An 18673-nucleotide genomic window follows, 5' to 3' on the forward strand; every position below is an offset into this window, starting at 1 on the left:
GTTCGGCGCAAGAGCCACTCAGCAATTGATTGTGACCGTTTATAGACGAAAGCCGGCCAGAAACCGTTGCCAAGGGTGACCTTGCCAGGGCACTCGCGGCGGAGCATGAGGCTTTTGCTCGCCGCAGGCCCGTGCTCCGACACAAACCCTTCGAATCAGAAAGAAATATCCACTTTCGGACGTTTCGTTTTGATGCGGACGTCTGTCTCGGTGCCGCGACGCCCGAGAGCCTGCACAAGGCTCGCGTGCAAGCTTAGCTTGCCATCAGAACGAAGCTTCGCTGCTCCCCGACTGCGCGACCGGCGCTCCCAGCAGGGTGGGCGACTCGTTGACGCGTTGTCCGCGGTCGGAGCCCATCGCGACCGCGGCCGTGACTTCCGCGCGCTCGACCTGAGGCTTGCGTCGCAGGTCCCACGCAAGTTGCAGCGTGACCACCGCACCGCCGCCGGCCAGAATGCAGTAGATCAGCACTTCGTTAGGGTGACGGCTGGCGGCCTCGGGGACCAAGAGGCAGACGGCCAGAGCACCCCATGACACCGCACGCTGGCGGTTCCAGTTCAACGTCGCCTGGAGCGACAACAAGCCGAGCATGCCGGCCAGCAGCAAGGCTTCGAGCGATTCCTGTTCCATCGTGAACTCCCTCCGCACCGCCCCCCGGCGGTTGCATCGAGGCTAGGAGCAAAACCAGTGCCCGATTTTCGTGAGCCGGTGCTCACCGGGCAGCGCGCGCCGCTCGGAAGATCCGCCGGGAGGCACATGCGACCCCAACAACAGGTCGCGCATAAATCGCCGGCCCTGATCAGCAGAACTTGCAGCGAGCCGTTGCATACCGTTGCCAGACCGTCGTTACGGAAACAGGAATGGAGCTTGCTTCGTTACACAGACCAGAGCCGACACCTTTCGCCGTCCACCCCTCCATGCAGCCCCCGCCCGACGAGTTCGATCTGAGCCAGCTGCTCACCCGGTCGGCGCGACTCGCCTTGCCGGCGGCCCAGGCCAATGGTCTGCAGTTTCTGTTCGACTATGAGGGCGACCTGCCTTGGGTGCGTGGGGACGAGGCCGTACTCACCGAGCTGGTGCACGATCTGCTGGCCGAGGGCGTGTCGATGACCTCGACGGGTCATTTGTTCTTTACCACCGAGGTCACCGTCGTTGACGCCCGAAGCTGCCGCATGGTGCTGCGGGCGGCCAGCACCGCGGTCTTGCGCGATGCGCCACAGATCTCCGCCGCCTGCAATGCGTCCCAAGGCGTGCGTGGTCGGCTCGATGAGAGCGTGGGGCGTGCCCACGTGCAGGGACTGGATGTCGAGCTGAGTTTGCAAACCTTTCCCGGTGATGGCACCGTGATCCGGCTCGAATGCACGCTGCCCGTGACCCGCTGGATACCGCAGCAGGCCGACGCCCGTCAGGCGCGAGCCTGGCTGGTGGCCGACCCGCCGTCGGCGTTCGAATCCCTGACGCGCCGTTTGCAGCGACTCGGCTGGTACACGAGTGCGTTCCGCACGCCCGCTGATGCCCTGACGCAGATCGCTCAGATCCAGGCCGGGCGGGGGACGGCGCCGGCCTTGGTGGTAGCAAGAGGTGTTTCCGGCTTGCCGTTGGATGAATTCTCGACGCTCGCCTTGCGCCTGCCGCGGACGGTGCAAGTGGTCCTGGCATTGCTGCCCGGCATCGTTCCCGAGGCCGCGCTGCCGGCAACGGTGGACGTGCGCGTCGCGCCGTTCAGCCCCCAGGAACTGCTCGAAATGACCGAGCTGGCGTGTTCCCACACCGTCACACCGACGGGTGAGACCCGGCCCGCGCCACTCGGGCTGTCAGACCGCAAGCGCATCCTGGTGGCCGAGGACAACCCGGTGAACCAGATCGTCGCCAAAGAAATGCTGCAGGTGCTCGGGTTCGAGGTCGCGATCGCCGCCGACGGCTTCGAGGCGGTGGAGTCCTGCCGGCGAGAAGCGCCCGACGCGGTGCTGATGGACATTCAAATGCCACGCCTCGACGGCCTGCAGGCGAGCCGCGCGCTGCGGGAACTGCAGCGCCGGGGCGAACTGCCCGAGTTCCCCATCATCGGCGCCACCGCCAGTCCCACCACCTCCGAAGAGTGCCGGGCCAACGGCATGCAGGGCTTCGTCTCCAAGCCGCTCGACATGAACGAACTCGCGAACGAATTGCGCGAGTGCATACGCTGACCGCGGCCGAAACGTCCGCTACGCAGAACAATGGCCCGACTGTCGGGTCGGCAGCCCCCAAACTTTGACAGATGCCCCTGCGTATGGTTGCGAATTCGACCAACAGGGTCGACGGTTGGTCCTATATTGGGGGTTCCGTCGTCGCCCCCAGCGCGAGGAAGTGTCGCGGCTCGGGTTCTCCCGTACGACGCAGCGAACACCGATCGATCTCGATCCACCACACCAAGGCTCCGGCGGTTCGCCGGGCTGGTAACAGGAGACTTGTATGCTGGCTGCACAATGCGTGTGCTCGCTGTTGCAGGCAGAGCATTCGGTGATCCGTCAGACCCTCGCGACGCTCGACGAAGTACTCCGGGCCCAGGGGTGGCGACAGCCAGGCGCTCCGTTGAACAAACTCCGCACCTTGATGCGCTTCCTGAAGAGCTTCCAGGATGGCAATCACCGGCCGAAGGAGAACGACCACCTGCTGCCGGTGATGCGAGGCCGCTGCACCGAGGCGGACCGGGTCATCGCCGCGCTGGAAGATGCCCAGTTGCAGGGCAACCAGCTGCTGTCCCGGGCGCTGCGCCTGATCGACGGTGTCGCCGCTGGCGAGGCGGCGCTGGCCGTCGAGTTTGCCGCTGTGATGAAGCAACACGAGGCCCAGGTCCTGCGCCAACTCGACAGCGAAGACCATGTGCTGTTCTCGCTCGCGCGCCAGCTGTTGAGTGAAGAAGAGTGGTCGACCATTGCGTCGGCGATGTCGCGCATGCCGTATCCGCCCAACCTGCCGTACGAGCCGAGCCGCCCGGAGCTGGCCCACATGACGCCTGCCTCGCTCCAGCGCCCCGTGCCTCATGTGGCGGCGGCCCGCGCGCCGGCAGAGTTGCGGCCTCGCTGAGGGCCGCTGAGCCGGGCCGCCGGGCACTGATGAAGCGACCGAACTCGCCCCTGCGGCGCTTGCTTGTGTTCTGTCGAGGCTCTGCATGGACCCGCCGTTTGCAAACCGAACCGCCGCAGGCCAATTGCTGGCTGAAGCCGTCGCCGCGCTGCGGCTCGAGCTCCCGGTGGTGTTGGCATTGCCTCGTGGCGGCGTGCCGGTCGCCCTCGAAGTGGCGCGCCGCTTGAGCGCGCCGCTCGACTTGTTGATCGTGCGCAAGATCGGCGCGCCCTGGCAGCCCGAGCTGGCGGTTGCCGCGGTTGTCGATGCGGCGCCCCCCGAACTGGTGCTCGACGACATCACGATGGCGCAGGTCGGCGTGAGCCGGGATTACGTCGAGTCGCAGGTGCAGCGCCAGCTGGCCGAGATCGAGCGCCGACGTGCCCTGTACCTGAAAGACCGACGGCGCGAGCCGCTCTCGGGTCGCTCGGTGATCGTGGTGGACGATGGCGTCGCGACCGGGACGACGATGCGAGCCGCCTTGCGAGCTGTGCGCCGGGCGGTACCTGCGCGGCTCGTCGTCGCGGTGCCGGTGGCCGCCCCCTCGACCGCAGATGAACTGGCCCGCGAGGCCGACGACCTGGTGTGCTTGTCGCGGCCCGGGGGCTTCCGGGCGGTCGGCCTGCACTACCTCGACTTCCACCAGGTAGAGGACGACGAAGTGATCGCGCTGCTGCAACAGATGCAGTGACCCGCACATACGATGGCGGACGGGCCCACACGAAGGGCCGTCCCGCCACCGTCCACACGCTCCGACCTCACATCGCCGTCGCCGCGACGCTGCCTCAACGCCGCCGCGCACCCACCTTCTGCAGCCGCTCTGCATGAAAGCGCAGGTGGTCTTGCACAAAGCTGGCGACGAAGTAATAGCTGTGGTCATACCCCGCGTGACGGCGCAGCGTCAACGGTTGACCGACCGCAGCGCAAGCGGCTTCCAAGAGGTGCGGATGCAGTTGCTCGGCCAGGAACTGGTCGTCCAGCCCCTGGTCGACCAGGATGCCGTCGGGGTAGGGCGGTTCCGTCTGACGGGCCATCAGCTCGGTGGCATCGTGCGCCGCCCAGGCACGCCGGTCGTCACCGAGGTATCCGGTGAAGGCCTTTTCGCCCCACGGGCAGCGACTGGGCGCGGCGATCGGCGCCAAAGCCGACACCGAACGGAACATGCCGGGGTGGCGCAGCGCCAGTGTCAACGCGCCGTGCCCGCCCATCGAATGGCCGAAGACGCCGGCGCGCTGCAGGTCCACCGGGAACTGCTCGCCGATCAGCGGCAGCAGTTCGTCGAGCAGATACGTCTCCATGCGCCAATGGCGCCGCCACGGCGCCCGCGTCGCGTCCAGGTAGAAGCCCGCGCCCACGCCGAAGTCCCACGACTGCGCTTCGCCGGGCAGGTCGGCCCCGCGGGGGCTGGTATCGGGTGTCACCAGCACCAGGCCAAGTTCCGCCGCCCAGCGCTGCGCGCCCGCCTTGATTGCAAAGGTCTCCTCGGTGCAGGTCAGGCCGGCCAGGTAGAACAGCACCGGTAGGCGCGCGCCTTCGCCGGCGGCCTGCGGCGGCAGGTAGAGGCCGAAGCGCATGGGCAGGCCGACTCGCCGCGAAGCGTGCCGGTAGTAGCGCTGTTCGCCGTCGAAGCAAGCGTGCGAGGCCAGCAATTCGAGCCCGTTTTGCATCTCAATACACCACCACCGATCGGATCGACTCGCCCCGTTTCATCAAGTCGAATCCCTGGTTGATTTCGGACAACTGGAGGGTGTGCGTGATCATCTCGTCGATCTTCAGCTTGCCCTCCATGTACCAGTCGACGATCTTCGGCACGTCGGTGCGGCCGCGGGCGCCGCCGAACGCCGAGCCTTTCCAGACCCGGCCCGTCACCAGCTGGAACGGCCGCGTGCTGATTTCGGCGCCGGCCTCGGCCACGCCGATGACGATGCTCTGCCCCCAGCCCTTGTGGCAGCACTCCAGGGCCTGGCGCATCGTGTTGGTGTTGCCGATGCACTCGAAGCTGTAGTCGGCGCCGCCGTCGGTCAGCTGAACGATGGTGTCGACGACGTTGTCGACCTGCTTCGGGTTGATGAAATGCGTCATGCCGAAGCGCCGGGCCAGTGCTTCCCGGCCCGGATTGAGGTCGATGCCGATGATCTTGTCGGCGCCCACCATGCGAGCCCCCTGGATCACGTTCAGGCCGATCCCGCCAAGCCCGAACACCACCACATTCGCGCCCGCCTCGACCTTGGCCGTGAAGATCACCGCGCCCACCCCGGTCGTCACGCCGCAGCCGATGTAGCAGACCTTGTCGAACGGCGCGTCTTCGCGAATCTTGGCCATCGCGATGGCCGGCGCGACGATGTGGTTGGCGAAGGTGGACGTTCCCATGTAGTGAAACAAGGGCCGCCCGTCCAGCGAGAAGCGCGAGCTGCCGTCGGGCATCAAGCCTTTGCCCTGCGTGGCGCGGATGGCCTGGCACAGGTTCGTCTTGCGCGATAGGCAGAACTTGCACTGGCGGCATTCCGGCGTGTAGAGCGGGATCACATGGTCGCCTGGCTTCAGGGTCGTCACGCCCGCGCCGACCTCGAGCACCACCCCCGCGCCCTCGTGCCCGAGGATGGCCGGGAACAGGCCCTCGGGGTCGGCGCCCGACAAGGTGTAGTAGTCGGTGTGGCAGATGCCGGTGGCCTTCACCTCGACCAGCACCTCACCGTCGCGCGGGCCGTCCAGGTCAACGTCCTCAATGCTCAGCGGGGCGCCGGCCTTCCAGGCCACCGCGGCTTTGGTTTTCATTTGCAATGCTCCTCAACGCCAAGTGCTGCCGGCCGGCGGCCGAACCCCGCGGTTCTATCCGCGAATCGGCCTGCGTGGGAGTGTGTCGCGGCAATTCCCTAGGGGGCGCGGGCACATCGGCGGGGTCGCACGGGGCGGTCGCGAAGCGAGGTGAACGGCAGCGCGCCGCGGTGAGGGCGGGTGCGCAGCAGACCATCCTGTTTATGATTACTTTTGGTTTAAGGAAGAGCAAGATGAGCGAACAGTTGCCCGAGGCGTTGCATAAGCAGATTTCGTCGCTCTGCGCGGAGGGAGACCGGCTGGCGAGAGATGGGCAGCTCGATCTTGCCAAGGGAACATATGTTCAGGCGCTGAAGTTGCTGCCTCAGGATCACAGGCGGTGGGAGGCGGCCACCTGGATCTACGTTGCGATCGGAGATGTGCATTTTCGGTTGGGAAATTTCGACAAAGCCTTAATGGCATTCATCAATGCTGTTCAATGCCCGGGAGGGCTTGGGAATCCATTCGTGCACCTTCGACTTGGTCAGTCTTACTATGAGGATGGGAACCTGGAAAAAGCCGCCGACGAACTGACGCGCGCCTATATGGGAGGCGGTATGGGTATATTCCTGGAAGACGATCCGAAGTACTTGGCCTTCCTTGAAACAAAGATAGAAATTTAACTGGGCGCTGATCAAGATTGAGGACGAGGTTGTTGTCTCGCTGGATGCGATAGATCTGTCTGAGGATTCAATTGCGCAGGCTAATTTCATTTCTGAAGAGTGTGTGCACCTTGGATCGGACGTCCGCAATGGGGTGGTGACTAGAGTTGATTTCTAGGCGCTACAGAACGCCGCGGCGGCGCGAGGTGGATTTCCCCAGCCAAACCAGATCGCGCGAGGTGCATGAAGTGGATAGTTGTCAGAATTGCGACTCTGAGCGATTGGTCCTTGCCGAGAGATTAGGGGCGCTGGAAACGTGGCGGTGCGAATCATGTGGCAAAGAGTTGACTCAGCACGTTTACCACCCCGGACTTGATCTTCAGTTGTCTGACGATTTGGAGCCCGTGTTTGACCTTGTTGCAAGGTGGAAAGGTAAGCCCACGCGGGATCAGTTGCGTGATTTGCGCGCTCTCTTTCCAAGATCAAAGGCTATGTCGGATGCTGAGCTTCTCCGAAAGGCGTACGAGAACGCGACCTTTGATCTCGGGTGCTTCAATAATTCCGAAATGAAAGAGAGACAGTCTCGCCTCGAACAGTTAGGTATTGAAGTTGAGAGAGTTATGGTTTCCTCTCTTTGTCAGAAATTATGAACTTTACGGACTGGCTGACAGAGTTGGACTTGGACGAGGAGTCCCCCGTCGTTGGGGTATCTCCTTCGGAGATCGATGCCCTTGAGAAGCAGGCTCAGTTAAAACTGCCTGGATCGTATCGGGAGTTCTTGGCTCAATGTGGGCGATCCGCGGGGTTGTACGCTCAAGATTCTGACTTCTTTTTTCCAACAATTGAGGTGCTAAATGCCGAACTGGCTGAGATGCTCGAAGAGGAAGGAATTGATGTCGAAATCCCTCCCAATGCGTTCGTGTTCGCGGCCTATCAGGGGTATCAGTACTTGTACTTCATCTGTGACGGAACAGTAGATCCGGCCGTATACCTCGTGACCGATGGCGGGGCCGCGCCGTCGAAAATTTCTCCTACGTTCACGGAACTTGTGAGGCGCGGGATGGAGGATTATCACCGTGCCATCTATTCAAAGAAGAAATGAAGTGGCCGTCTGGAAAGAAGTGGCACCCTGTGATGCCGCTCCGCCTTGATCCTGTTCTATGCGACTTGGTCGCCGCGGCTCGCGATGTGCGGCTTTGCGAGCAAGGCTTACAGCGTCAAATCTATCTCGGCGGCGACGACTTCGCCGCACGAAATTAAATCCCGGGCGAAATCAAATCAACCGGAAACTGATTGAGTTTGGAAGACGATGAAGCTGAATTTGATGGAGTATCTTCGTCAGTACCTTGTAGATCCCGAGATCGTTCGCTTTGGCGAGCTTTCTACAGCGGAGTCAAGCAAGTTGCCGCCGGAGTGGTGCGAATTGCTGAGCGTAGAGGGTGAGGACCGGGTATCGACGACACTTCAGTGCTGGATGAGATTCGAGGAGCAGTTCCCTGAAATAATCAGAAAAATGTCCGAAAGATTGGATTCGGTTCAACTGCTTCGGCACAAAGGGGGCTATTTGCTTTTATATTCAATTCGTTCTCCGAGTCGTTTGCTGTACTACGCCTCTAGCAACCCGAGAGACAGATCGCTTTCTCCCCAACTCGAGACTCTGTGGCGCGACTTACCTTCAGCTGTAAAAGAGTTCTACGATTTCGCCGATGGCTGGTACTACCTGGCTTCTCGTTCCCTAGGGCTGTCTCCCTCGAAAGATATCTTCATTCTTTCGGATGAAAGCTGGGGAATACTGGACGAAATAGAGCCTCCTCCTGTGAATTTGGCGCGGACAGTCGCTCTTTTTACCAACGGTTCTTTCGGCTACGCCTGCGTCGAACTATCTGAAGACAAAGATCCCAATTCGAGTGGACTGATCTGGTGGAGTGACAAAGCTCCTAAGTTAAATCTAGATTTTTGGGGTGTGGTAGACGCTTGGACCTCCATCGGAATGGACAGCTAAGTAATCAGAATACAACTGCTCACCGCCGCTTTCAGACGGAGGCCATTTTTTTAGAAATCAGGCGTGCAAGCGCTGGCGTCCGAAGCGTCGAGGTCAGATACCGTCTTGAAAGTCAAGCTGAGTTTGCTAAGCTGACGCCGGCAGGCTTGTCGGAGCGAAGTGCGCCGAGGATCAGTAGCGCGAGTTGCTGCATGCAAGCACCGATGGGTATCAAGCTGAGTGCCTTTAAAATGAACGATCGAGGTCTATTCGCGATGAGCAATGAAAATGACGTTAACTATACCGGCTACCGCAGCTACCTGCTTAATAAGCTCGGCAGGCGGCTAAGTGAGGATGAGCAAGGGTGTATCAAATCCTTTGGTGATATCGGTGGGCACGTCTTTGAGGAAGCAAAGAAAATGTCCCGGATGTCTACTGCGTACGGAACAGCATATCTCACCTTCGTCTTGGCGCCTCGGCTAACGCGGTACGCGGCCGATTTGGCCTCAGAGGTTTTTCGCGGTGGAATGCCTTTAGAGGCTTGGATCGACCGCTTAGCGAGGGCTGATCCCGCCTTTCCAAAATAGTCGGCCCTGAACAAACGATGTCGCGAAATCGCTTCACGCGCGGCTCGCTCCGGCCTTGACGTCCGCCGTCCGAGTTCGAAGGCAAATCTCGGCGGATCCTGTTTTCTTGGGTGGCTTTTCCTATTCGCGCGCTCCCTCCACATAAGAAGGTGCTCAAGGCGCTCTAGGGATGCAGCGGTGGGGTCAGGACTATCATTTCAAGTCCCACGTCTCGCGGCCTAGATCGGGCGCACGGCCCGACCGCTGCGCATTCACTGCGGTCGACCGCAAATGCTACTCTGTGGAGGTCTTTCCATTACGTCGAACTGAATCAGGGCAGACCGGCATGGTGGAGCATTAGTTCCGCTTTGGGGCGTGACCCCTCTCGCTGCTGCCGGCCGGTTGGGGTATAACTGCAGGCCCATTGTTGCGGGACTTGAGTAGTGGCAAAGAGTCATAGCCTCACAAAAGGCGGAAAGTTCGACCGCCGTGTTCGATTGCGCCCTTCGGCCGCGAATCGCCAAGAAGCGGTTGACCGGATCATCTGGGGCTTGCAGGAGAGGGGCGTATCGGAACAGAACCTGGAATGCAATCGACACTACGTGGCCGAATTTCTGGCCGGCGCGCCCCAGCAAGTCGAAGGCATCTTCACTCCTGAGATCTCAATGTTTAGCATTGCGTTCGAATACGCGATGCAAGGGGTATTGCAGACGCTTGCGGGTCAGGCCGAAGGTTGGCGCTCTGTTGCACTTGCAGTCAACTACTGTCGGCTCGGCATGGCAGTTGACCGCTCCCGGCGGGAACAAAAGGGTCTCTCCTACGCACACCCATGCCGACTGGGCGACACGCCCGCGTTCTTATGGTTCCTGGCCGTAGCTCGATGCGAACCGGCGCTGGTGAAGCCTTGGTCTCACTACCTGTACAACCTGGTCAGCCAGCGCGGTCTTCAAGATGACTTTGGCGACGATCCCGCGTTTTGCTTTCTCTGGCACATGCTTCGTGCTGAATGTGAAGGAGTGTGGCCAGCACTGCGGGATATTGATGACAAGCTTGAAGAATTCGGACCTCTGCTTGCAAACGTAGAAAGCAAAGTGTCTTTCTCCAAAGCTTTGGTTGAGTATCTTGACTATCGACTTTCTAGGGCATTTCAGTATGCGAGTCCCGCTGCCGACAAGCCTGCTCGGGATGCTCGATTCCTCTTCGAACGCCAATGGATGGCGGTGCTGCCAGCCGAGCTATTGTGTTTGCGGTGGGTGTGCAGACAATTGCGCGGCATAGACCTGACCTTGGACGTGGAACATCCGTTATTGAAGACCCCGATGCTCGATGTCCCGTCCTTCCAGCAGTTACCCGATGATCCGCTTCTCAGCGATATCGTTTCCGTTTGCTTGGATTATTTTGGCCACCTTTGGGCGCCCGAAACATCCGTAGCGTTGATTAAGCGAGAACGCATCGAATCGTGAACCGCTACATGGGCACGACTTGTTGCGAAGGTGCGGTCTCCCCACGTTTGGAAGTACACGGCGGATACGACGTAATGCTGCTTTGCTTATCGTTATAGGGTGGAGGTCCCGTGAAAGAGCGTAGACAACGCTGGAGGCGGGACCAAGTGGACGCGATCGTCTCCGCTCTCAAAATCGGAAAGCTTCCCGAGGGGCCCTTTGCGCGTACGTCAGAAGGGCGGATCGACCTTCGAGGTGTTGAGATCAAAGTCCCGTTGGCACTTGAAGGGTTTGTCGCGGAGGGAGTGGACCTTTCTTACGCCAGCCTAGGAAAGCTGCTATGCAGGAGGTGCGTGCTGGCGGACTGGATATTCGATCATTCCAGCGTTGTATTGTTGAACAATGGTACCGAAGTGAGCAGATCCAGCTTCGGCAACACACGGTTAACGGGCTCGGCATCTACAGGCGGTGCCCGTTTCGTCGAATGCGTTTTCCATTCGACTGAGATTGAGGGTGCAATCTTTAAGGAGGCGGAATTTTTGAAGTGCGATTTCGGCGGCTGTGCTCTCAAAAACATCGAGTTTGGAACGTCGGCCCTTCAGAAGGTTCGCATCAACGGTCGATTGGAAAAGTGCTTTTTTAGAGGGGAGCTGCGCGAGTGTGACTTCGTCAATGCTGTCTTCTTCGATTGCGCGTTCTACGGCGCCGAGTTTACCGGCTGCTCCATTTCAGATCATGCGCTTTTATTCGACAATTGGCGAAGCGCGTTTCAAGTTATTCAGGAAGGCTCGCGAAGTAGAAGCATGTCTGCGGACAGCAGGCAAGCGCTCGAGCAAATGTGTCGGATCTGGTTGAAAGTCTCGGACTACACGAAGCAGGAATTGATCGACCGCCGTGATCTTCAAGAAGCCTATGGTGAAGAGGTGGCGAACGAGGTGTACGCATACCTTGCTGAGATTAAGTCAGCAGCTAAGGCGGTTGGATAAGAAGCGGCCGGGTTGCACTCTGTTGTACGCTGCCGATGCGGGCGACCCGACCCGCAAGTCTGGGCGGTCCAATGCGGCAAGCGAGCCTGTCAGGAATTTTGTGTTTGAGGCATAGCATGTCGAACAGGAGCATGTATGCCAAGCAAGAAGAAGCCAGCGGCGGGCGCGCAGGCGGCGCTGCCGTCCATTCCCAAGGAACTGATTGACCAGTTCGTCAAGGGTCCGATGAGCGCAGAGGCGGTCCAGGCCGCCTCGATGGCGTTCAAGAAGGCCTTGATCGAGCGGGCTCTGGGTGCCGAACTGTCGCATCACCTGGGCTACCCGGTCGGCGCTGCCAAGCCGGAAGAGGCGGGCAACCACCGCAACGGCACCAGCGGCAAGACGGTGTTGACCGAAGACGGGCCGCTGCGGCTCGAGGTGCCACGCGACCGCGAAGGCAGCTTCGAGCCGGTGCTCATTCCCAAGCACGAGCGCCGTTTCACCGGCTTCGACGACAAGATCGTGGCCATGTACGCGCGCGGCATGACCGTGCGTGAGATCCAGGGTTTCCTGGCCGAGCAGTACGGTACTGAGGTCTCCCCGGAGTTCATCAGCTCGGTAACCGACGCGGTGATGTCGGAGGTGACGGCCTGGCAGAGCCGTCCTCTCGAGCCGATGTACCCGGTGGTGTTCTTCGACGCCCTGCGGGTGAAGATCCGCGAAGACGCAGTGGTGCGCAACAAGGCCGTCTACCTGGCGCTGGGCGTGTTGCCGGACGGCACACGCGACATCCTTGGGCTGTGGATCGAAGGCAGCGAAGGCGCCAAGTTCTGGCTCAAGGTGTTCAACGATTTGAAGACGCGCGGCGTGGGCGACATTCTGATCGCCGTCACCGACGGGCTGAAGGGCATCCCCGAAGCCCTGGGCGCGGTATTCCCAGCCACCACGCTGCAGACCTGCATCGTGCACCTGATGCGCAACAGCCTGGATTTCGCCAGCTGGAAGGACCGCAAGCCGCTCGCCGTGGCGCTCAAGCCGATCTACACGGCCGCCAGCGCCGAGGCCGCAGCCGCCGAACTGGAGGCGTTTGAGGCCGGGCCCTGGGGCCACAAGTTCCCCACCGTGGTGGCGGCCTGGCGGCGCAACTGGGATCGGGTGATTCCGTTCTTTGCGTTCCCGCCGGCGGTGCGTCGGGTGATTTACACAACAAATTCCATTGAGAGCATCCATGCCCAGCTGCGTAAGATCATCAAGACGCGCGGGCACTTCCCCAGCGACGACGCGGCCACCAAGCTCATCTGGCTGGCGCTGCGCAACATCACAGCGGACTGGGGACGGGCTGCCAAGGAATGGCGGGAGGCGATGAATCAGTTCGCGATCGCCTACGGCGATCGCTTCATCAAGACCGCCATTTAAGGGGCGGCCTTCAGAGCCTCACACACAAAAATTCGGACAGGCCCCGGCAAGCTCGTGCCCCTCGCCGAAATAGATTCGACTCCTGAACCCCCGCTGCACTTCTGGTTGGCCACCGGATTGCCAGACGGGGAATCAGATGAATTCACCCGCGCCACCCTTCACGGCATCGCGCGTGCAGCCGTACGTGCGCGCCACCTCATCGCGGCACAGGGCCCACCAGCGGGAGCCAAAACAGGCAGCCGAAAGCAGGAACAGCCCACGCCTGACGCAAAGGAGACACCACCCCCGACCCGCTAGCGATTACTAACGGTACACCCGTCTGTGCTGTTCCTCACGCTGCCCGGGAAAGTTGCCCATCACCCAGCGGCAACCACATGCCTCACGCATACCATCCCCGCGGCGCCGAGACGAGGCGTCCACGATCGTGCAACGGAAACGCGGATAGACATGGTTGAAAAGCAATACAAGCGGGCATTCATCGCCGCTGCGGTCCCCCTCGTGCTGGCAGGCTGCGCGGCACCTCCTTACCAACCCCCTGCCGCGGGTGACGGCCAGGTGGCGAGGCTGCGGATGGTGCAGCAGGACCCCCGCGATGACATCGTCGCCCAACGTTTACGCGGCACCTGCCCGATCGGGCCGGCATCGCACGCCGGGGCACCCCAACGCGAGTCGCTGCCCGAGCTGCACATGGGAATCAAGCATCGCGAAGGCCGCCGGCGGCTGGACATGCCGGACCCGCCCCTCCCGCCAGTGAAGTACGCCGAGGTTCGCATCCCTGCTGGTCAGCCATTTCACTTCCAATATCAAGCGACACGCCGCTTCCGCGAGTATGTCTACGACATCACCGCGACCTGCGGCCAAGGCGTCAGTTTTCATCCTGTGGCAGGGGCCGACTATGAAGTGGTGATGTACAGCCCCACGCCTCGCACCTGCCAGCTTGCGCTGTACAAGCTGGAGCGCAGCGGTCCCGAAACCATGAGGACCGTCGTCAAGAACGCCTCGACCTTCAAGGACGAGTGTTCTTCCGCACCGGCTCCCGCGGCCCAGTAAGGGTCTCCCACGACCGGATGTTTCGTCGCGGGCGCATAGCCGGCGCTCCCCCCATCTCACGTCAAGTTCAGCAAGTGTCAACCCACATCCTCGCTCTCATGCGGCGCCGCCTGCTTGCGCTCGTGCTGCTACTCCCGATGTTCGCCGCGCTGTACGGCTGTGCGAGCGCGCCGTCAGTGCCTGCCAACCCCTCAGTCCACGGCGTGATCGTGCTGCGCTTCATCAACCTCGGGGACGTGCCCATCCATTCAGTGACCGTGTCCACCGACGACGGGGACGCGTTCAACTTGCCCGCCCATCGACTGGCCCACTCCAGTTCCCGGGTCGTCTGGGGTGTCATAACGCCGGGGACGTACCGGCTGACGGCGCTCAACGGTTACAAGGCGGCGCTAACCGGCCTCGAGTCGGGTTCGGGGCCGGTCACGGTGGCCATCGCCAAGCAGAGTGGCACTTTCGTCGTCGAAGCAGGGCGCACCACGCAGCTCGATACGCTGGTTGTCCAGCCCAAACCGGAATCGGCCACGCCAGACCCCAACGCCCTGTACCACGTCTATATCGACCCGACACCGGCCCCGGCGGACGCCTTGCTCAAAGCCCGTCCCGAACTGACCGAGCCGTGGGGCGGCAAGGCCTATCTTGGGTGGACCCCAGGTTCCATCCCGGCGGCATCGCGCGGCAACCTGAACAGCGCACGTGCCCGTTTGACCGCCGCCGTCTCCCCCCTCATGGTCGGCGACCGCTTCCTCGCCGGGCAACAACTCGGTGTCGTGATGGAACAGCGCGCCGACGGCACGGTGCGGCGGTACTCCACGGGCACGCTCGGCCAGATCGACGTGCTGTGCGACATCGGCGACAACCGTCTGCTGGCCGGTGGCGAGGAGGGTTTCGTCGGCTTGTCGGAGGACGGCGGGGTGACGTGGCGCCGCCTGAGCGGGCCGGCCGGCCGCGAGCATGTTGCACTGCTCGCCCGGGGCAGCAATGGCAAGCTCTACATGGTGACGCGCGACTGGAACGTGACGCACGTCTATGAATCCGACGCCAGGCCGGTCCAGTGGCGGCCGATCCGGCAAATCGAGAGCAACGGCGCGCCGAGCGTCCGCAAGGACGCGCGCAGACTCCCGACGCCGATTGAAGACCGCGCCGTCATGACGCGTGACCGGCTGGTGGTGCATACCCAGCCTGCCGTCCTGTCTTCGTTGGACCTGCGCACGGGGCAATGGGAGGTGACGAAGACCCCGCACTACTTCGTCGAAGGCCTGGTCGGCACGCCGGATGGCTATGTGGTGGGCATCGGCGCGATGGGCGAGGCGCGGTATCACGTCTACGGCACAACCGACTACGGTCGCACCTGGACCTCGGTCGACTCCTTCCATTCGATGGGCCTGCCGATCTTCGTCGACAAGCAGCGGGGCTACCTGTTGGCGGCCGACTTCAGCCTCACGAGCAGTGCCCTCCATCGTCGCCCCAACCGGATGCGGCGCACCGAAGACGGCGGCAAGAGCTGGGTCACGATCGGCCCGGATCAAACCGGCTGGGACTTCATGCAGGCGTTGAAGGTGAGCCCGGACGGCAAGATCTTGTATTCGGTGAAAGACGGCCGTGTCGTCACCTCGCGCGACGAGGGGAAAAGCTGGCGTTGAACCGGCAGAGCCGGGAGGCGCCGACCTGAAGCACACGCCGGCGGCGATCCCCCGCAGCAACCAATGCCGGCGCCGTGATGTTCAGACCCTTGAACATCTCTGGGTTCGACAGGTGGTGCAGTGGCTGCCCGCCCCAACGCCTGCACGAGCAGCCCGATGTTGTCGCGCCCCCTCGGGCGCCTCCGACCTCGCTCAATTCCGCTTCGCCACAAACGCTCCCGCCAGCGCTTCATCCGGCCGGCGGCGTTGTCGTCATGCGGCACCCTCGAGCCCCCCTGACCGAGGGATTCCCACCCTAGAAGCAACGCTCGGTCATTCCGTTTCGTTTGGTTACATAAGACAATCTTCGCTGCATTGAAAAACAGTCCGGACAGTGTCTGGTGAGGGGTCCTTATGTCGGTGTTCGTTCGCTCTTCTGCCTTGCGCAGAGCGCTCTTGTCCCTGGTGGTGCCGCTGTCGCTGGCGGCGTGTGGAGGTGGTGGCAGCGGAGGTGATCTGGAAGTCGACTTCCAGTACCCGTCTTCGGGGCAGACGAGGGTGCTCCAGCCCACCATGATCGAAGCCGAATTGCATGGGCTGGAAGGCAACTCACCTCGCTGCGAAGTCGCGATGGGCCGCCTTCCTGCCGGCATGTGGGTGGACCGACGCAGCTGCCACATCCAGGGCACCCCGACCGAGGTCGGCTCGTTCGACGTGTCGATCGAACTCACGGTGCCTGACTATGAGGGCGAGTTGTGGCAGAGCGTGTCCATCTATGTGTCCGGCTTCCAGGTGCTCTACTGGGTGAACAACGGCAGCAACCTGCAGTGGGGGCAAAGCCTGGAAGTGAAACCCGAGCTCAGCGGCTACACCCCCGCGGCTGGCGAGACGATCACCTACAGCATGGTCGGCGAGCTGCCGGCCGGTCTTGCGCTGGACGCCGCCACCGGCGTGATCAGCGGCCGCCTGATGCAAGTCGGTGAATTCAAGCCGCGCGTCAAGGCCACGCTGCAGCGCGATGGCCAAAGCTGGTCGACGACGAGCCGGGACATCGAGATGCAGGTCAGGGGCCCGGTCGTCGCCGCCGCGGAGTCGTATTTCTATCTGGGCAGCGCGGTGTCCACCTCCGTGATCCTGCAAGCGCCGCCCGAGGGTGCCAGCTACACCCTGGCCTTGGCTCCCGTGGGCGACTGCCCGGCCGCACCGCCGCCCGGTCTGACCTTCGACGCGGCGACAGGCCAGCTCTCGGGCACGCCGACGACGATGGGCACCCATTGCATGGGCGTTTCCGTCTCGATCTCGGTGGACGGGCAGACCGCGCAATACGGGCAGGGTGTGATGTTCCTGGTGAACTGAGTGCGACGCAGGCTGGTCGACGGCCGCCATCGAGGCGTCGATCCGCAACAAGCGCGCGCGGCAGGTAGCAGAGGGCAAGCGCCCGGACGCTGGCGGACCACTGTCGCTGTGGTCCGCGGCCCTGCACTCGGCCGCCCCGCCGCGGTGGCGGCAAGCTAAAGCTGGCGCTGACCGCCAGCGGGCCGGCGCCCACCGGCCCGCCTCCTGGCGCCGTCGCTCAAGGCCGCCGAGGGTCGTATCGTGTGTCGACCTTCAACGGCCCGCCGGGAAAGTGCCGCGCGATCGCATCCCACGGTGTCAGCTTCAGATTGGTCGCCTCGACCGAACCGTCGAAGACGTCGCCGTCGTAGCCGTCCTGCGTGATCAGCACACCGAACGGAAAGCCCGGCAGCGGCACGTTGGAGACGTCGGAGCCGTCCGATTCCTGCACGCCGTCGATGCCCTTGTCGCGGTTGGCCTCGATCCGGAAGCTGCCGAGCAGCCGGTTGGGCGTTTGGCGCTCGAACACCGCGAAACTGTCGTCCAACCCGGGCGTGGGCAAGGTCGGCGGCTGGCCGTGCGCCATGCCCTGGCTCGACGCCAACAAGTAGCCGCTGCCGTCCGCGCCGTAGTAGATGGTCAACCCCTCCAGGTCACGCGCGATGCGGCTGTTGGGGTCGAAGCTGCGCGTCTCGTAGAACGGCCGGTCTTCGGCCACGCCCGTGCGCAGGTCGATGCGCCAGATGCCGACGTCTTCCTGGCCGGCGTAGAGCACGCCGGTCTGCTGGTCGACCACCATGCCCTCGAACTGGGGGCTGAAGTCGCGCGCTGGGTCGTCTTCGTTTTCCTGCGTTAGGTCCTGGCCTTTGTAGGCATATGGAAAGCGCCAGTCGCGCACGAATTTCGCGCTCACCGTGTGGTCGGGCTCGGCCACCAGTTCGTACTGCGCGATCACCGCTTCATCGTTCTGGTTCACCAGGGCATAGACGCGGCCCGAAGCCTTGTCACGGTAGACCGCGAGGCCGTAGGCGGTGTTCTCGCCGTCGTCGGGGTTGGGCACGCTGCCACGCGCAAGGTCGGCCGGGTCGGGGCGGGTCGGGAACAAGCGGGTCATGCGGGGCGAGGTGACGTCGCGCAGCGGCAGGTCGTCGGCATCGTCCTCGTCGTGGTCGTCGTCGTGCTCGTAGTCCTCGTCGAGGCGCCACACCTTGAGACGGTCGCGCAGGCGGTCGGTCGCCACGGCCAGGTCGACGCGCTTGCGACCCAGCCTGAAGCCGTACACCACCTCGACGTTGTTGTAGCGGTTCAACGGCTCGCCCTCGGCGTCCACCTCGGCCGGCAAGCGCTGCACCACACGGCCCTTGAAGTCGAACACCCGCAGGCCGCCTTCTTTCGCGGCGGCCACGATCAGCGAGTCGTCCGGGTCGTCGGGGTGCACCCAGACCGCCGGGTCGTCCATGTCGGCCGGATCGCGCTCGGTGGGCGTCTCGACCTTGGGCGCGATGCCGCGCACGCTATGGTCTCCATGACGCGCGACGCCAGCCTGCTCGGCGGCCGCCTCCGCCTGCAGTGGCCCTGCCTCATCGCCGCCCCCGCCGCAAGCGGTGGCCAGACACGTGGCAGCGGCGACGATGGCGGCCAGGATCTGGGGGCGGCGTCGAGCTGGGTGGGGGCGAGGGGTGTCGAGACGCATGGGGTCGATTCCTGTCGTGAGGGGAGGGCGTGCGGCCGGGCTATTGCACAGCGCGCCGGGGCCATGGCGAGGGGCGCCGTGTGAG

At 62.9% G+C, this 18673-nt stretch carries 17 protein-coding genes; 13 read left to right on the forward strand and 4 right to left on the reverse strand.

Going from position 1 to position 18673, the window contains the following annotated elements; all coding sequences use genetic code 11:
* Positions 1 to 264 precede the first annotated feature (264 nt).
* The gene (locus AAW51_RS13195; protein ID WP_047194990.1) at positions 265 to 630 is read right to left on the reverse strand and encodes a hypothetical protein; all 366 of its coding nucleotides are present in this window, start codon (positions 628 to 630) and stop codon (positions 265 to 267) included.
* A gap of 287 nt (positions 631 to 917) precedes the next feature.
* Between AAW51_RS13195 and AAW51_RS13200 the strand changes: the two genes are divergently transcribed.
* The 3 genes from AAW51_RS13200 (at position 918) to AAW51_RS13210 (ending at position 3796) form a co-directional block, all read left to right on the forward strand.
* A complete protein-coding gene (locus AAW51_RS13200) occupies positions 918 to 2186 on the forward strand; it encodes a response regulator (RefSeq protein WP_047194991.1) in 1269 nt (422 codons plus the stop codon).
* A gap of 265 nt (positions 2187 to 2451) precedes the next feature.
* Positions 2452 to 3066, forward strand: a complete 615-nt coding sequence (locus AAW51_RS13205; protein WP_047194992.1) for a hemerythrin domain-containing protein — start codon at positions 2452 to 2454, stop codon at positions 3064 to 3066.
* An 85-nt stretch (positions 3067 to 3151) separates the two neighbouring features.
* Complete coding sequence (locus AAW51_RS13210) at positions 3152 to 3796, forward strand: phosphoribosyltransferase (RefSeq protein WP_047194993.1); 645 nt, start codon at positions 3152 to 3154, stop codon at positions 3794 to 3796.
* A 94-nt stretch (positions 3797 to 3890) separates the two neighbouring features.
* Here the strand turns inward: AAW51_RS13210 and fghA are convergent, their stop codons facing one another.
* Positions 3891 to 4772 (reverse strand): S-formylglutathione hydrolase, encoded by an 882-nt coding sequence (gene fghA / locus AAW51_RS13215; protein ID WP_047194994.1) that lies wholly within the window; start codon positions 4770 to 4772, stop codon positions 3891 to 3893.
* A 1-nt stretch (position 4773) separates the two neighbouring features.
* Positions 4774 to 5880, reverse strand: coding sequence for an S-(hydroxymethyl)glutathione dehydrogenase/class III alcohol dehydrogenase (locus AAW51_RS13220; RefSeq protein WP_047194995.1), 1107 nt, complete (start codon positions 5878 to 5880; stop codon positions 4774 to 4776).
* Positions 5881 to 6113: 233 nt separating this feature from the next.
* Here AAW51_RS13220 and AAW51_RS13225 point away from each other — a divergent pair, with 233 nt between their 5' ends.
* The 10 genes from AAW51_RS13225 to AAW51_RS13255 all read left to right on the forward strand — a co-directional run bounded on the left by AAW51_RS13225 (position 6114) and on the right by AAW51_RS13255 (position 16916).
* The gene (locus AAW51_RS13225) at positions 6114 to 6542 is read left to right on the forward strand and encodes a tetratricopeptide repeat protein (RefSeq protein ID WP_047197757.1); all 429 of its coding nucleotides are present in this window, start codon (positions 6114 to 6116) and stop codon (positions 6540 to 6542) included.
* Positions 6543 to 7200: 658 nt separating this feature from the next.
* Positions 7201 to 7623 (forward strand): SMI1/KNR4 family protein, encoded by a 423-nt coding sequence (locus tag AAW51_RS13230; RefSeq protein WP_169788022.1) that lies wholly within the window; start codon positions 7201 to 7203, stop codon positions 7621 to 7623.
* Positions 7624 to 7830: 207 nt separating this feature from the next.
* A complete protein-coding gene (locus tag AAW51_RS29935; protein WP_157359857.1) occupies positions 7831 to 8523 on the forward strand; it encodes a hypothetical protein in 693 nt (230 codons plus the stop codon).
* A 203-nt stretch (positions 8524 to 8726) separates the two neighbouring features.
* Positions 8727 to 9089, forward strand: coding sequence for a hypothetical protein (locus tag AAW51_RS29940; RefSeq protein ID WP_157359859.1), 363 nt, complete (start codon positions 8727 to 8729; stop codon positions 9087 to 9089).
* 422 nt (positions 9090 to 9511) lie between these two features.
* The gene (locus AAW51_RS29945; protein WP_157359861.1) at positions 9512 to 10531 is read left to right on the forward strand and encodes a hypothetical protein; all 1020 of its coding nucleotides are present in this window, start codon (positions 9512 to 9514) and stop codon (positions 10529 to 10531) included.
* A 146-nt stretch (positions 10532 to 10677) separates the two neighbouring features.
* On the forward strand, positions 10678 to 11496 hold the full coding sequence (locus AAW51_RS13235) for a pentapeptide repeat-containing protein (RefSeq protein ID WP_047194996.1): 819 nt from the start codon (positions 10678 to 10680) through the stop codon (positions 11494 to 11496).
* A gap of 135 nt (positions 11497 to 11631) precedes the next feature.
* Entirely contained in the window at positions 11632 to 12891 is a 1260-nt protein-coding gene (locus AAW51_RS13240) for an IS256 family transposase (protein WP_047194997.1), read from the forward strand.
* Positions 12892 to 13212: 321 nt separating this feature from the next.
* A complete protein-coding gene (locus AAW51_RS13245; protein WP_157359863.1) occupies positions 13213 to 13941 on the forward strand; it encodes a hypothetical protein in 729 nt (242 codons plus the stop codon).
* A gap of 137 nt (positions 13942 to 14078) precedes the next feature.
* Positions 14079 to 15581 (forward strand): sialidase family protein, encoded by a 1503-nt coding sequence (locus AAW51_RS13250; protein ID WP_157359865.1) that lies wholly within the window; start codon positions 14079 to 14081, stop codon positions 15579 to 15581.
* Positions 15582 to 16025: 444 nt separating this feature from the next.
* The gene (locus AAW51_RS13255) at positions 16026 to 16916 is read left to right on the forward strand and encodes an Ig domain-containing protein (protein WP_238947905.1); all 891 of its coding nucleotides are present in this window, start codon (positions 16026 to 16028) and stop codon (positions 16914 to 16916) included.
* 217 nt (positions 16917 to 17133) lie between these two features.
* Here the strand turns inward: AAW51_RS13255 and AAW51_RS13260 are convergent, their stop codons facing one another.
* Positions 17134 to 18588: a phytase gene (locus AAW51_RS13260; protein ID WP_083438271.1), complete on the reverse strand. Its 1455-nt coding sequence runs from the start codon at positions 18586 to 18588 to the stop codon at positions 17134 to 17136.
* Positions 18589 to 18673 lie beyond the last annotated feature (85 nt).

This window comes from Caldimonas brevitalea, assembly GCF_001017435.1.
In the GTDB taxonomy this organism is placed as follows: Bacteria; Pseudomonadota; Gammaproteobacteria; order Burkholderiales; family Burkholderiaceae_C; genus Caldimonas; species Caldimonas brevitalea.

Bases quoted from the DNA above. Each gene is read 5' to 3' on its own strand.
- AAW51_RS13225 (WP_047197757.1), top strand. From the start codon at position 6,114: ATGAGCGAACAGTTGCCCGAGGCGTTGCATAAGCAGATTTCGTCGCTC.
- AAW51_RS13260 (WP_083438271.1), bottom strand. From the start codon at position 18,588: ATGCGTCTCGACACCCCTCGCCCCCACCCAGCTCGACGCCGCCCCCAG.
- AAW51_RS13240 (WP_047194997.1), top strand. From the start codon at position 11,632: ATGCCAAGCAAGAAGAAGCCAGCGGCGGGCGCGCAGGCGGCGCTGCCG.
- AAW51_RS13195 (WP_047194990.1), bottom strand. From the start codon at position 630: ATGGAACAGGAATCGCTCGAAGCCTTGCTGCTGGCCGGCATGCTCGGC.
- AAW51_RS13220 (WP_047194995.1), bottom strand. From the start codon at position 5,880: ATGAAAACCAAAGCCGCGGTGGCCTGGAAGGCCGGCGCCCCGCTGAGC.
- AAW51_RS13250 (WP_157359865.1), top strand. From the start codon at position 14,079: ATGTTCGCCGCGCTGTACGGCTGTGCGAGCGCGCCGTCAGTGCCTGCC.
- AAW51_RS13210 (WP_047194993.1), top strand. From the start codon at position 3,152: ATGGACCCGCCGTTTGCAAACCGAACCGCCGCAGGCCAATTGCTGGCT.
- AAW51_RS29940 (WP_157359859.1), top strand. From the start codon at position 8,727: ATGGGTATCAAGCTGAGTGCCTTTAAAATGAACGATCGAGGTCTATTC.
- AAW51_RS13200 (WP_047194991.1), top strand. From the start codon at position 918: ATGCAGCCCCCGCCCGACGAGTTCGATCTGAGCCAGCTGCTCACCCGG.
- fghA (WP_047194994.1), bottom strand. From the start codon at position 4,772: ATGCAAAACGGGCTCGAATTGCTGGCCTCGCACGCTTGCTTCGACGGC.
- AAW51_RS13205 (WP_047194992.1), top strand. From the start codon at position 2,452: ATGCTGGCTGCACAATGCGTGTGCTCGCTGTTGCAGGCAGAGCATTCG.
- AAW51_RS29935 (WP_157359857.1), top strand. From the start codon at position 7,831: ATGAAGCTGAATTTGATGGAGTATCTTCGTCAGTACCTTGTAGATCCC.